Raw genomic sequence first — 14,656 nt, forward strand, 5'->3', positions numbered from 1 at the left:
CTCTCCTTTGCCTAAGTATCTAGAAATAGCTTCATGTATGATATTGCACCTGTATCTACATCAAAGATACCACACGATGTCGTGTGGTAGAAGGATATACTTAATGTTTAAACTCTGGATTACATTCAATTTACATAAGAGTCTTATGTACAACAGGAGCCAACAGAAGTTGTTGGCCCCCTTGCGGATGAGCTTAATGGACGGGCGTTAATTCGGCGACTAATTGTACGGCTTTAGCAGCATCGATGCGTCCAAAGCCATAACGGTCATGCCAGCTGCCCGACATAGGTCTTGCGGATTTGCGGAGAATCTCGTGAATTTCTTCACTGGATAAGGAAATGCCGTGGGCCAACGCTTCTGCGAGCATCAGGGCAATAATGCCGGTTACTGCCGGGGCCGCCATGCTGGTGCCCATCATAGGAGTAACACCATCTATTGATCCCGATTTAGCGGCCATAACTTTGAATTTCACAGGTTCATCTTGGGTTTCATTTCCTCCAGGTGCGCTGATCTCGGGCTTTTGTCTTCCGTCCCGTGTCGGGCCGGCGCTGGAGAAGAAGGAAAGTGGTGTGCCTGCTTCTTTGGCGCTGTATGAACCGACAACGATTGTTTTTTTGCCGCAGCAGATTGAACCGAGGGTATGGGTATTATCCAGTGGTTTTTCAAAATGGGACTGGCCAAAATCATCCCGTTCAATCCAGGCATGATATTTCCCCGACCGGATATTCTCTCCGCGCAGTCTAAGTGTCCATGCACCGGCCGGTAAACCTCTCTCCATGAAGATATTGATGACGTTGTCACCGTTGTTCGGATCTTGTTTCCGGTGGGAGATGAAGATCAGGATTTCATTCCGGTTCCCGACCGCCTGGTGAGTCGTGCCGAGCTTAACCTCACCGAGGTTCTCCCCATCCGGAGTAATTAACTGGCAGGAGAATTCATCTGCTGCATCGTACCAAAGTTCGATTTCATTAGAGGTACGGTCTGACTGTTCCACGATCCAGCGGAGATCCTTCAGCTCATTCTGGCGGATTATGCCACTGGCGTGTATACCATGGGTATAAGAGTTGCTGGCGGCCAATACGATGGCCCGATTGTTAGCAGCAGTAAGGAGTGTATCGAATCCTACCTCAACCAGAGAAGTGCCGTCATGCGGTCCGCCATTGGTGCCCAGGCTTATATTGGTGACACACGGCCGGTTTCCGGCGAGCTTATAGATGTATTGCAGAGCCTCCAGCAGATGCGCCGAACTCCCAAAATCTCCTTTTACCGCGTCCGGTCCCGACCATGGAACATCCTCGGCATTCAATTGCACAAATACGATATCTGCCTGAGGGGCAGGACCGGGTGTATTGGTTCCGTTACCGTTGCCCGCAGCAGTATCCATAACGTGGGTTCCGTGCCAATCTTCAATATCATCTTTAGGGTCAGGAAGGTGTAACGCCGCGAACGGAGCATCTGTTTGCAGAGCACGGCTTAATTGCGCTTGTGAAAAGACCTTGCCGTATCCAAACTCGCTATTACTGGAATCAGGAAGCGTCTGATCCCAGTAGCTAAGAATACGGCTTGTCCCGTCTGAATGGATGAAGTTCTTATGGGTAAAGTCACATCCATCATCCACAATCCCGATGACGATACCTTTCCCGCCGTTGCTTTTAGTATTTTGATTCAGCAAATCCGCCCGGGCTTTAGTTTCTTCAATGGTCTTAAAGAGCTGGGGCTTTAACAATTGTGATGCCTTCAAGCTCATTACGGCCGGTGATTTGCGGATCTGCTCAATTTGGTCTGCGGCAATCCGGGCGGTGACGAGCCGTACATTCTCCTGCTCCTCAGGCACGCTGCCCAGGTCGGCAATTTGCCGGACTCCGGACAGATTTTTCCACGCCTCAATATCCTTTACCTTGGCGATAACCGCGATTTCACGGGCATCCGCTGTCTCCGCTGATTCTGCGTTGAACAAATGCGGATGAGCCTCTTTGTGTTCACTTTGATTGAAAGCAATGACCCGCTGCAGTCTTGGATCAAGGTTAGCGGGGATTTCATTCGTGGTTTCTTTGAGTTTCATGTCATGTCTCCTTTAGCTGGCTAGTGTGCTGGAAAATACAACGTCCATATACTTTCACTAATTTGAATTTTTATAAAATCCATTATATTCAAGCAGAGACGTCATAAGGGGTGTGATGAGTACAGCATGAAAATTATGGCCCTTTATACACGGTCATTCTGATTAAATACATAAGTAGATAATGACAAACAAACAAATATGTAAATAAAAGCAAGTATCGTTGAGTGAACGTTTTCACATAATAGCTCCATTCCTTTTTGGAGGTACCAGAGAAAATATAAACAGTAAGCATCAACAATTCATTACTCTGTTCAAAGAGGCTAAGCTGCTGCTTGAGCAGGATATGTCCATAACCAAATGGGCACTTGAGCGGTTGAAGCAAGCACATACAACACAAACTACACACTAAAAAGGAGCGATTATTATGCCGCTTAATCCATACGGAGTGTTAAAAGGAAAGATCATCAGAGGAATACCTGCACCACCCACAGGTGACAGCACCCCGCATTATCATGCAGTAGTCAAGGCTGACGGCAGAGAATACAAATTAGCCATCAACGTTCAATCCAGAGAGCAGCCTTCAGAGCTGTTATACCTGGTCAGAGATAAATGCCGCCAATTTCACAGCTGAGTCGGTGCGGGGCGGTTATATGACTGTGGACGAAATCGATAACACATTGCTGCAGCTTAGCCGGCAAAACCCGGGGCTGGGCTCGCTGATCACTCTTCCCAACCGGACGTGGGAGGGGCGGATATGCCGTGCCGTTAAGCTCAGTGCCGCTCCACAACAAGCCAGAATGAAACCGGTCATTCTGATTACAGGCAATGTGCATGCGCGCGAGTGGGGTGGTTCTGACATTTGCATTAACTTGTTAACCAAGCTCACCCAAGCCTATACAAGCAGACAGCCCATCCAGTATGGGAACAAAAGCTTTACTTATGAACAAATTAAGCAGGCGCTGGAATCTGTGGACCTGATTATCTTTCCGGAGGTTAATCCTGATGGCAAGGTGTATTGTCAGGAAAACCATGAGCAAGATTCATTGAATGATCAGCTGGCGGGTAATGGCTTCTGGTGGCGGAAGAACCGCCGGCCTGATGAGAACGGGAGACCGATGGGCGTTGATTTGAACCGGAATTTTGATTTCTTGTGGGGGAGTACAATCGGTACCTCAGCAGATAAAAACAGTCTGATTTACCTTGGTCCAGCCCCATTCTCCGAGCCGGAATCGCAAAATATCAAGTATCTTCTGGATACGTACAATCAAATCCGTTTTTATGTGGATATTCACAGCTTTGGAGAGAAAATTATGTACAACTGGGGAAATGATAATAACCAAACCACTGACCCCGGCCAGAATTTCTTGAATCATCAGTATGACGGAATGCGTGGAACTACTGAGTTTATGAGGGACCGCTACAAAGAATACATTGCGCCGCAGGATGAGAAGCTGGAGTATGATCTAGGGAACCGGATGAACGGAGCTTTACAAGCCGTACGGGGCAAATCCTACAAGGTTGAAGAGTCAGCCCAGTTGTATTATACCAGCAGAACGACACAGGATTATGCCTACAGCCGTCATTTAAGCGACCCTTCCAAGCCTAAGATTTACAGCTACACCTTTGAATTCGGTACCACGTTTGTCCCTCCTTATGAGGAGATGCAGCTTATCATTGCTGATTTAAGTTCTGCGTTGACAGAGCTGACTTACGCGGTATCCCAGATAAATGCACTAGAGCCTGTTCGCCCGGGTGATTAGAACCCATTAAGCAAGACCCTGCGGCTCAGTCCGCAAACAGGGTCTTGCTTTTTTTACAGTTAAACCGTCAATAATGTATTACGGATTTCCGGTTATGTACCTTCTTTCTCCGCAGCAGCAGAAGAATTCCGATAGCAAAGCCCATACAGGTAAGCGAAGCCGTTGTGGCGTAGCTGTTAGTCCAGATCACCAGATTCACATTCAGCAGCGAGTGGACGCCGACTACGATGAACAGATTCCGGGTCAGGACATAGAGGAGTGCAAACAGCATCCCGAGAATAACCAGCTGGATAAAATCATACACAAATTCCATTCCGCTAAGTCCGCCGTAAATCCGGTTCGGGATATGCATGAGGGCGAAGACCGTTTGCGAGATGAGCAGCGCCTTAACTATGCGGGAAGAAGGCTTACCCGTTCCAGACAACCAATGATGGATCTGCACAAAAAGGAAGCCGCGGAAGATGATCTCTTCCAGCAAGGCATTGCCGAACAATTGCCCGAGCAAAGCGCCCAGAAACAGATTTGGAAAGTCGGCAAGGTCCTGATTCCATGTAAGTGCTGTACCGGTTATGAGATTGATGCAGGCACTCATTACATTGACAGCCAGCCAGAACACAAATGTCCATAGGCATCCGGCCAGCAGCTTCTCCCGTCTCAGTCCCAGATCCCGCAGCGGAATCCGGACCATTGCCCATAAATAAATAATGACAATTACCATGAGACCGAGCAGCCCCGCGCATAACGTGGCATTTATCCACCCGTGGGTCAGCCGGTTAATGTCATCGAAGGTCCCCTTTTCAAAGAAAAGGAGGTTCACTGTCATCGCGAAAATAATCTCCAGAATAATAAGGCCAACGATAAACCTGGCTGAAATACGTTTTCCTGTAAAAATCCCTGCATGTTCCCCTGTCTTAAGCTGCACCTAAGTTACACTCCTTTGGATGAAGAAATATTTACCAGTAAATCCCTCACTATTACTATATTGGCTATGAAAAGGATTCACTGTCACAGAAGTCACAACAGTCACAGAAGTATTGAAGTCACACCGCTGCACTGCCATAATCCTGCCAGTCATAAAAAGTGCGCTGCTATGGGCATAATTAGCAAAGCTGATTTCTGATACTGACGGTTGACACCGTTTTCAGCTTATGTTAAATTGTTTCCGAGGCTTGTTACCGGTAATGCGGGCAAAACCACAATGGGAATGATTGATTCGTTTCCGTTGTTGTTTTGCCCTTTTTTATTCCTCAAAAGCAGGTGGGCTGAAAGTGATAATCAAACAGATTTTCAACAATAATATCGTCAGCACCGTAGATGACAAGGATCAGGAGCTGCTTATCCTCGGCCGGGGTATCGGTTTCCAGTTCCGGGCAGGGGACCCCATTGACGAGGCACGGATTGAGAAAGTCTTCCGCCTTCAGGATTCCTCCATCTATGAGCGCTTCAAGGCGATTGTTACGGAAATGCCGGTTGAAATCCTGCAGGTGACAGATGATATTGTAAGTCTGGCGCGCATGCAGCTGAATAAGCAGATCAGTGACGGGATTTATGTATCACTGTCGGATCATATCCATTTCGCTGTGCAGCGGATGGAGCGGGAGCAGATTGTCCGCAACCCTTTATCCTGGGAGGTACAGCATTTCTACAAAGCCGAGTACGATGTTGCGAAGGAAGCGCTGACGATTCTGCGGGAGCGGCTGGGGATCGATTTTCCCAAGGATGAGATCTGCAATATCGCGCTGCATTTCATCAATGCCGAAGTCAATGATTCGATGAACGATGTGACGCATCTGATGCAGCTGCTGCAGGAGATTATGAACATTATCAAATATCATTTTGGCGTGGATTTGGACGAGGACAGCGTCAACTATTTCAGATTCATTACGCATCTCAAATATTTTTGCCAGCGGGTCATCACCCATACCAGCCATGACGATACCGAGGAGTATTTGTACAAGGTGGTTAAGAAGAATTATCCGGACACCTTCAAATGCATCCGTAAGATTGAATCTTTTATCCTGAAGAACTACGAGTACGTCATGACCCATTCCGAGCAGCTCTATCTGACACTGCATCTGGAGAGGCTGATGAAAACCAAATAACAAGGGGCTTGTTACTGTTCAATCAGGCAAAACCCGAATGAAAACCGGCATGCACTTCTTTACGTATGCACGTGTTCATTCGGGTTTTTTTATTAGATTTTATGACCTACAATTTAGGGGGAAAGACGAATGAAACATCAGGAAACAGCACAGCAAATCGTCAAGTCGGTGGGCGGAGTATCCAATGTGAAGTCGGTGTACCACTGTGTAACGCGTCTGCGCTTCGAGCTGAAGGACAACAATAAAGCGGATCAGGCCGCGCTCAAAAAGCTGGATATGGTAATGGGCACCAACATCTCGGGCGAGCAATTCCAGGTCATTATCGGCAATGATGTGCCTAAGGTATACGACGAAATGGTTAAAGAGTACCCGGCGCTCAAGCAGACAGCGGAAGGAAATAAGCAGGCGGACGGGAAGAAACAGAATGTAATTCTGAAGATTTTTGAGACAATCGCCGGTGTATTCGCACCGATGCTGCCCGCAATCACGGCTGCCGGTATCCTGAAGGGGCTGCTCGCTCTATTCGTGACCCTGGAATGGCTGTCAGCGGGAACAGACACGTACCGTATTCTGTCTGCGATTGGCGATGGCGTATTCTACTTCCTGCCGATGCTGATCTCCTTCAGCGCAGCGCGTAAATTCGGCAGTAACCCGTATATAGCAGTTGGTGTCGGCGCGGCGCTGATGTATCCGGATATGGGCGCACTATTGTCCAGCGGTAACCCCGTATCCTTCCTCAGTATTCCGGTAACAGCGGTCTCCTACGGATCTTCCGTAATTCCGATTCTGCTCGCAATCTGGATTCTTTCTTATGTGGAAAAAACAGTGGACCGCTTCATCATACCCTCTCTCAAGCTGCTGCTCGTTCCGCTGATCTCCCTCCTGGTGATGGTTCCGGTCACGCTGATTGCGATTGGACCTCTGGGAACCTTCGTCGGAGACGGATTGTCCGGCGGCATTAACTGGCTGCTGAATGAAGGCGGCCTGATCTCCGGGATCGTGCTTGGCGGGGCGATGTCCCTGATTGTTATGACGGGTATGCACTACGCACTGGTCCCGGTTATTATCAGCAACCTGGCTACACTCGGCTTCGATAAGTTCCTGCCGCTGACCTTCATCTCCAATATGGGTCAGGCGGGCGCTACTCTGGGCGTATTCTTCCGGGCTAAAGACAAGAAACTGAAATCCGTTGCCCTGTCCACCAGCTTCACCGCACTTATGGGTGTTACTGAGCCGGCCATGTACGGTGTCAATATGAAATACAAAAAGCCGTTCATCGCGGCGATGATTGGTAGTGCGGCAGGCGGCGGCTTCGCGCTGGCGTTCGGCGCCAAGGCATACGCCCTGGCTGGTAACGGCGGTATCCCGGGTCTGCCGGGATTGGTTGGACAGACCTTCTGGTACGCTTTCGGCGGGATGGTCATTGCCTTTGTAGTTGCGGCGGTTGTTACAGTGTTACTTGGCTTCCAGGAAGAGGCTGATGATGCGGAGCAGATTTCCGGCAGTATCGCCGCTAAACCGGCAGATGTGACCCCGGCAGCTCCCGCACCGGTAGAGGTTGAGGTAGAACCGGCATCCGCTACCGCAGACAGCACAGCTTATGCCCCAATGACTGGCAAGGCAATTCCGTTAAAAGAAGTCAATGATCCTACCTTCGGCGATGAGCTGATGGGTAAAGGCATAGCCTTCGTCCCTACGGTCGGCGAGCTCGTATCTCCAGTCAGCGGTACCGTAATGAATGTCTTCAAAACCAAGCATGCTATGGTTATCCGCAACACTGACGGCATGGAACTCCTGATCCACGTCGGGATCAACACCGTGAAGCTGCGCGGCCAATTCTTCGAAGCGCATGTGCAGGCCGGCGATCCGATTCAGGCCGGCGACAAGCTGCTTACCTTCGATCTGGCGCAAATTGCCCAGAATTATGATATTACGACCGCTATGGTCGTGACTAATACGGCCGATTACAAGCAGATTCTGCCGCTTAAGCTGGGCGAGGTTGCTTTCGGTGAGCCGGTGCTGAAGGCTGAGCTGTAAGGTTGCCGGTTTAGCTTTGGTCGCATCTTCGGTCTTTTATGGGAATTAGCTTGGATCTTCGATTTGGACTTTCGATTTTGGTTTTAGTTTTCGGTTTTAGTTTTTGGTCTTAGTTTTTGGGTTTAGTTTTTTGTCTTAGTTTTTTGTCTTAGTTTTTTGTCTTAGTTTTTGGTCTTAGTTTTTGGTCTTTGATTTTTGTCTTAGTTTTTGGTCTTTAATTTGGATCTTAGTTTTTGGTCTTCAATGTTGAGCTTAGCCTGAGTTATTTCCAGGCGCCAGCTCCGGTTTTAGCCTGAGTTTGAGCTTAGTGATTTCGGAACGAAGCGATCGGGTTGGCTTAGAATTTTGTCACCTCCGAATCCGCTTCATCCAAACAAAAGGCTATTAGTAACGGAGGGAAGTTTGGAACTGTAGGAGCGATAGCGTCCGCCTTTGTCTCCGGATGTTATCCGCTAATAGCGGTACAATTCAGAACATCTGGAGACAACAGCGGCCGAAAGTCCAAACTTTCCCGCAGTTACGGCCCGCCTTTTAGCATTCGATTTTCAAAAAATGAGGAGATGACAAAATGACCACTTTTCCACATGGATTCCTATGGGGCGGAGCAATCGCCGCTAACCAGGCAGAGGGCGCTTTTGACGCAGACGGTAAAGGATTGTCCACGGCAGATATGGTGCCATACTACAAGAAAAAAGATTACACCAACCTCAAAGAGCTGATGCACGTCACCAGTGAAACGATCGAGCGCGGAATGCAGCATGCCTCAGCGGAAGGCTACCCGAAACGGTATGGGATTGATTTCTATCACCGGTTCAAAGAGGATATCGCCTTGTTCGGCGAGCTGGGCTTCAAAGTGTTCCGCATGTCGATCAACTGGTCACGGATCTTCCCGAATGGGGACGATGCCGAGCCTAACGAGAAAGGCCTGCAGTTCTATGATGACATGTTCGACGAGATGCGCAAATATGGTATTGAACCGCTCGTCACCCTCTCCCACTATGAGATGCCGATGTCGCTGGTGCTGAATTACGGGGGCTGGAAGAACCGCGCGGTGATTGCGTTTTATGAGAAATATGCTGAGACTGTCATGACCAGATACCGCGACAAAGTGAAATATTGGCTGACGTTCAATGAGATCAATACTACCATCATCGAGCCGTTTACCGGCGGCGGGGTAGTAGAGGATACGGTGGATAACATCCGCGAGGCGTCCTATCAGGCGCTGCATCATCAATTCGTCGCCAGCAGCCTCGCGACCCGCAAAGGGCGGGAGATTAATCCGGAATTCCGCATCGGCTGCATGCTCGCGCGTATGATCCATTATCCGGCGACCAGTGATCCGGAGGATGTGCTGCAGGCCCAGATCGATAATCAGCTCAACCTGATGCATACCGATGTGCAGGCGCGGGGAAGCTATCCTCCGTTCATGAAGCGTTATTTTGCCGACAATCATATTCAGCTTGTGACTGAACATGGCGATGAGCAGCTGCTGCGTGAGAACACGGTGGACTTCATTTCCTTCAGCTACTATACGTCGCTTATTTCCACAGTTACTCCTGAGAAATATGGTGTTACCGGCGGCAATCTGTTCAGCACCGTGAAGAATCCGAACCTGAAGATTACCGAATGGGGCTGGCAGCTGGACCCGATTGGCCTGCGGATTGTGCTCAAAGAGCTGTACGACCGTTACCAGCTTCCGCTGTTTGTGGTGGAGAACGGGCTGGGTGCAAAGGATAAGGTCGAAGAGGATGGTTCCATCCAGGATGATTACCGGATCGATTATTTGCGCAAGCATATCACTCAGGTCAAGGAAGCGGTTCTGGACGGAGTCGAAGTCATGGGCTACACCGCCTGGGGGGCGATTGATATTATCAGCGCGTCGACTTCGGAGATGTCCAAGCGTTACGGCGTGATCTATGTGGACCAGGACGATGACGGAAACGGAACGCTTGACCGGAAGAAGAAGAAGAGCTTCTACTGGTACCAGAAGGCAATTGCCAGCAATGGAGCGGATTTGGAGTAGGCAGTTCCTGGCTGGTGCTGCCTCTGCATTGACAACGATTTTAGAAGCGGCTATACTTTCTGTAATCTTATAGTTGGTATACGTTGAACGAGCCAGTAGCAGACTTGTCCCTGTTCCCAGAAAGCCGGGGGTTGATGGAACCCGGTATATACAATGGACTGCGAATTACACCTCGGGAGTATCTTGGGTAATGCCAAGCGGAGCTAAGCGAACGATAACTCGCGGAAGAGTGGTACGGACATGTTTGAATGTGATGTCTGTGCAATTTGGGTGGTAACACGGTTAATGATAATCGTCCCTGTGTCTATATAGACAAGGGGCGATTTTTTGTTGCCCAAATTCGGGAATTGCAGAGTTACCCGGTAAGCTGGCTGTTTTTCAATGCATACCAATTACACACAAAACAAACCAAAGGGGCTGTACATGTTGAACATTATCGACGAGTTGCTGTGGCGCGACGCCATTAACCAGCAGACAGATGCGGACGGGCTGCGTGAATTAACGAATAGTAAGGCTGTATCGCTGTACTGCGGCGTGGACCCTACAGGCAACACTATGCATATCGGCCACCTGATTCCTTTTATGATGCTTAGACGCTTCCAGCTGGCAGGACACCGTCCGGTCATTCTGATCGGCGGGGCTACCGGAACGATTGGTGATCCGAGCGGACGCCAGAGCGAGCGCTCCCTGCAGACGCTGGAGCAGGTACAGGAGAATGTGGATGCGCTGACGGCCCAGATGAAGAAGCTGTTCATTACTGAAGGCGACAATCAGGTGCGGATGGTTAACAACTACGACTGGACCAAGGACATGAACGTCATCGAATTCCTGCGCGACATCGGCAAGAACTTCAGCATCAATACGATGCTGGCCAAGGACGTAGTCTCCAGCCGCCTGGACAGCGGAATCTCGTTCACCGAGTTCTCCTACCAGATCCTGCAGTCCATGGATTACCTGCATCTGTACCAGCATGAGGATGTGCAGCTGCAGATCGGCGGTTCGGACCAGTGGGGCAATATCACCAGCGGCCTGGATCTGATCCGTAAAAAAGAAGGCAACGAAGCCAAAGCCTTCGGCCTGACCATCCCGCTGATGCTCAAGGCAGACGGTACCAAGTTCGGCAAATCCGCCGGCGGCGCCATCTGGCTGGATCCGAAGCAGACCACACCTTACGAGTTCTACCAGTTCTGGGCGAACACCGATGACCGCGACGTGGTGAAATACCTGAAATACTTCACCTTCCTGAGCAAGGAGGAAATTGAGGCGCTTGCCGAGAAGGTGGCGACGGAGCCGCATAAACGCGAGGCCCAAAAAACACTTGCCGAGGAAATGACCCGCTTCGTCCACAGCGAAGAGCTGCTGGAGCAGGCTAAACGCATCAGCGCAGCGCTGTTTAGCGGGGATATCAGCTCCCTGACTGCCGATGAAATCGAAGAAGGCTTCAAGGAAATGCCGACCTTCACCGCCACTAAGGAGTCGAAGAACATTGTCGACTGGCTGGTCGACCTGGGCATTGAGCCATCCAAACGCCAGGCGCGTGAGGATATTACCAAAGGTGCAATCTCCATTAACGGCGAACGTGTCAACGAGCTGGAGACAGAGATTACCGCTGAGCTTGCCATCGGCGGCAAATTCATCATCGTCCGCAAAGGCAAGAAAAACTACAGCCTGGTGAAATTGGGCTAAGCCCTAGCTGCTGGCTGGGAAGTCCTTAGGTAAACAGGTAAATAGGTAAATAGGTAAAAAGGTAAATAGGTAAATCATAAGAGGCTATCCCGCTGTGTCAGCAATGACGGGGATAGCCTCTTTTTTATAAGGTGATTTATTTGTTTTAGGGTGCCTGCAAAGTACCTGAGTTGTCAGCGTGATAGGGAGTATGAAGTGGCGAGTATGGACGGGGCGGGCAAATGGAAGCAGATCCGCAACATCACACTGCCAGGGATCAGCCCGACCATCGTCATCATGCTGATTCTTGCTATGGGACGGGTGATGGAGGTAGGGTTCGACAGTAGTCAAACAGTAGTCAGCGTGGCAGGGAGGAGGTAACTAGTAGTCAGTGCGGTAGTGGGCAAGTAATTAGTGGTCAGCGTGGTAAGGAGGAGGTAACCAGTAGTCAGGGTGGTAGTGAGTGAGGTGATCAATTATCAGCGTGGTAGGGAGCGAGGTAGTCAGCGAGCAAAAGCCCCGCTCTTGTGGGGATAATTGGTTGGACTCGCCGGGCGGACAGTGCCTGCTGGGCGAGAATCCTGCACAAAATACAACATTTTCTTCCTATGTCTGCCTCAAATTGAGAATTGTTGTATGAAATGCAACATTTCCTTTCTTTCCGGCGGCTTAGCCTGACAATTGTTGTATTTCATACAACAATCTCCTCAAACTCCTTGGAAACTAGGGGGCAGAGTTGTAATACGTACAACATTTCTGCCTGGACAAGGCTGTAAAGTGTAATCTTTGCTCAAAAACTCATTCGCTGCCGGGCAGAACGCTCGGAATAACGCTCAGCACGCCCCCAGCACTCAGCACACACAAAACGCCCAACACACACAACGCCCAGCACACACAACGCTCAGCACGCACCCAGCACTCAGCACACACAAAACGCCCAACACACAAAACGCCCAGCACACACAACGCTCAGCACGCACCCAGCACTCAGCACACACAAAACGCCCAACACACAAAACGCCCAACACACACAACGCCCAACACACACAACGCCCAACACACACAACGCCCAACACACACAACGCCCAGCACCCACCCAGCACCTACCCAGCACTCACCCAGCACCCATCCCGCACTCACCCAGCATACCCAGCACCCATCCCGCACTCACCCAGCGTACCCAGCACCTACCCATCACACCCTAGCACACCCAGAACAACCCCATATTCCCCGCAGCAGCCAGAAGCCCGGCACCGAATGACTATCGGTTTGCTTGAGAAATCAGGTGCCTACTGCGGCGCTGCTGGAATCTACATCTTTTTGTCATTGATAATCATTATCACATGATCTATTGTTAGAGATAGAATCGAGAAGTGACGGTACTAAAATAATCGGCTTAGTCAGGCTTAGTCAGGTGTAATCAGGTGTAATCAGGTGTAATCAGGTGTAATCGGCGTAATCAGATGTAATCAGGTTTAATCCTCAAGCAGCGCCAGCTCGTCTTCGAGTTTGGCAATTTTCTCGCGGATAGCCTCTGCCCGGGCTTCGTCTTGCGCCTTTAATACCACCGCCAATTTTTCTGCAGCTAATTCGATCTGGTATTCCAGATAGGTGTAGTCCGATGCGGCAGCAGGGTGACTGGAACGCTGTGAATAAGTCATGGTCTCACACTTCCTTTCTATTACTAATGTGATGCCCGGCTCTGGGCATCGTATCCATCGTTCAATCGTATCTACAGTATGTTCATGATACAGCCTTTCTGTGAGCGGCTCAACCTTAGTCACCCGTGAAAGCAGTATTTTTGCGCCGGAAATAAGGCTTTGCCGATGGAATTGCGACATTATTCACAGACAGTAGGCCCGGTTCTGGTTTTACCATAAGAAGTATTGAAAATTAAAGCTTAATTTTTCAGTAACGTTTGCAGGGAGAGATCCCGCGAAGGAAGGTTGATATACATAATGAAAGCTTTATCTTTTAACACACCGGGCGAAGCCAGGCGGTATCTGGAACAACTCGATAGCAGCAGAGGCTTGGTGCTGTTCGCTTCCGCTGCGGCAGTCAGCGAATTGTCCCGGTATGCACCCTCCCGGGCGGTATTGTGCTCGACCAAAGGCGAATATACTCCGCAGGGCTACCGCAGCGGCGTAGTCACAGGGTTCGAATACGAATCAGGGATAGCCGATATTGTGGAGATCCTGCATCCGCCCGTGCTTAGCGGCAATATACTACGTGCCTCATATCACAAAGTCCAAGGCAACGCTAATGCCTTTCTGCTGCTGCTATGTGACGGTACAGGCGCGATGGAGGAGACGCTCCTCTCCTCGCTGTTTTTCATTGCCCCGGAATTCAAGATTATCGGGGGAAGTGCAGCGGATGATGAGCATGGAGAGACTTATATTTACATAGGAAGCCGCCGGGTGCGGAACCTGGGAATTTTTTTCAATATGCCGGGCCGTACCGCACTGGTTAAAGAGAATATTTATGTTCCCACCGGGACAACGCTGCTGGTGACAGAAGCCGATGTGTTCGGCAGAACGGTGTATTCCTTCAACGGACGTCCTGCTGCGGAAGAATACGCGCGCGTGCTTGGTATCCCGGAGGCGGACCTGGAAGAGCATTTCCTGAGCAGCCCGCTGGGCAAAAGATACGAAGACGATCTGATCATCGCCTCACCGATGACAATTAACCCGGATGGCTCTGTCACGTTTTACAGCCAGGTTATGTCTAGTACTTATGTGGAGGTGCTGAGCGCGGCAGATCCGCTTGCTGTGCTGGAGGAGACGCTGGGCGGGAGCCCGTACAAGCCATCCTTTGTGCTCAACATTAACTGTACGCTGCGGGATCAGCTCTTCATCCGGGACGGTCTGTGGGCGGATTTCGACAGGACGATGCTCGGATTCTGCGGCAACACTACAGGTTTCATCAGCTACGGAGAGCAATATTATAAAAAGCATGCCAACCAGACCATGATTCTGCTGCTGGTTGAATAAGGGAGAGTAGATTGATT

Annotated in this window: 10 protein-coding genes and 1 pseudogene; 8 read left to right on the top strand and 3 right to left on the bottom strand. The window is 50.0% G+C overall.

Going from position 1 to position 14,656, the window contains the following annotated elements:
- Window positions 1–193: 193 nt before the first annotated feature.
- Window positions 194–2,062, bottom strand: a complete 1,869-nt coding sequence (locus P40081_RS09140; RefSeq protein ID WP_042134927.1) for a S8 family peptidase — start codon at window positions 2,060–2,062, stop codon at window positions 194–196.
- A 424-nt stretch (window positions 2,063–2,486) separates the two neighbouring features.
- Between P40081_RS09140 and P40081_RS09145 the strand changes: the two genes are divergently transcribed.
- Together P40081_RS09145 and P40081_RS09150 are read left to right on the top strand one after the other, a co-directional pair.
- Window positions 2,487–2,693 carry a DUF2278 family protein gene (locus P40081_RS09145; protein ID WP_042134929.1) on the top strand — a complete coding sequence of 69 codons (207 nt, stop codon included), beginning with the start codon at window positions 2,487–2,489 and terminating at the stop codon, window positions 2,691–2,693.
- 19 nt (window positions 2,694–2,712) lie between these two features.
- Entirely contained in the window at window positions 2,713–3,822 is a 1,110-nt protein-coding gene (locus P40081_RS09150) for a M14 family zinc carboxypeptidase (RefSeq protein ID WP_052421734.1), read from the top strand.
- A 67-nt stretch (window positions 3,823–3,889) separates the two neighbouring features.
- Here the strand turns inward: P40081_RS09150 and P40081_RS09155 are convergent, their stop codons facing one another.
- Window positions 3,890–4,744 carry a CPBP family intramembrane glutamic endopeptidase gene (locus tag P40081_RS09155; RefSeq protein ID WP_042134931.1) on the bottom strand — a complete coding sequence of 285 codons (855 nt, stop codon included), beginning with the start codon at window positions 4,742–4,744 and terminating at the stop codon, window positions 3,890–3,892.
- A gap of 346 nt (window positions 4,745–5,090) precedes the next feature.
- Here P40081_RS09155 and licT point away from each other — a divergent pair, with 346 nt between their 5' ends.
- From licT to P40081_RS37370, 5 genes and pseudogenes are all read left to right on the top strand, one after another.
- Window positions 5,091–5,924 (top strand): BglG family transcription antiterminator LicT, encoded by an 834-nt coding sequence (gene licT, locus P40081_RS09160; protein WP_042134932.1) that lies wholly within the window; start codon window positions 5,091–5,093, stop codon window positions 5,922–5,924.
- A 129-nt stretch (window positions 5,925–6,053) separates the two neighbouring features.
- The gene (locus P40081_RS09165; RefSeq protein ID WP_042134934.1) at window positions 6,054–7,961 is read left to right on the top strand and encodes a beta-glucoside-specific PTS transporter subunit IIABC; all 1,908 of its coding nucleotides are present in this window, start codon (window positions 6,054–6,056) and stop codon (window positions 7,959–7,961) included.
- Window positions 7,962–8,529: 568 nt separating this feature from the next.
- Window positions 8,530–9,984, top strand: coding sequence for a 6-phospho-beta-glucosidase (gene ascB / locus P40081_RS09170; RefSeq protein WP_042134936.1), 1,455 nt, complete (start codon window positions 8,530–8,532; stop codon window positions 9,982–9,984).
- 426 nt (window positions 9,985–10,410) lie between these two features.
- Window positions 10,411–11,670 carry a tyrosine--tRNA ligase gene (tyrS, locus tag P40081_RS09175; protein ID WP_039306839.1) on the top strand — a complete coding sequence of 420 codons (1,260 nt, stop codon included), beginning with the start codon at window positions 10,411–10,413 and terminating at the stop codon, window positions 11,668–11,670.
- 189 nt (window positions 11,671–11,859) lie between these two features.
- A pseudogene (locus P40081_RS37370) lies at window positions 11,860–11,991 on the top strand (ABC transporter permease subunit); the annotation flags it as partial.
- A 1,133-nt stretch (window positions 11,992–13,124) separates the two neighbouring features.
- On the opposite strand, the gene P40081_RS09180 reads toward P40081_RS37370, so the two are convergent.
- Window positions 13,125–13,310 carry a hypothetical protein gene (locus tag P40081_RS09180; protein WP_042134938.1) on the bottom strand — a complete coding sequence of 62 codons (186 nt, stop codon included), beginning with the start codon at window positions 13,308–13,310 and terminating at the stop codon, window positions 13,125–13,127.
- A 297-nt stretch (window positions 13,311–13,607) separates the two neighbouring features.
- Between P40081_RS09180 and P40081_RS09185 the strand changes: the two genes are divergently transcribed.
- Window positions 13,608–14,639, top strand: coding sequence for an FIST signal transduction protein (locus P40081_RS09185; RefSeq protein WP_042134940.1), 1,032 nt, complete (start codon window positions 13,608–13,610; stop codon window positions 14,637–14,639).
- Window positions 14,640–14,656: the final 17 nt, after the last annotated feature.

The organism is Paenibacillus sp. FSL P4-0081 (assembly GCF_000758565.1).
In the GTDB taxonomy this organism is placed as follows: Bacteria; Bacillota; Bacilli; order Paenibacillales; family Paenibacillaceae; genus Paenibacillus_AQ; species Paenibacillus_AQ phytohabitans.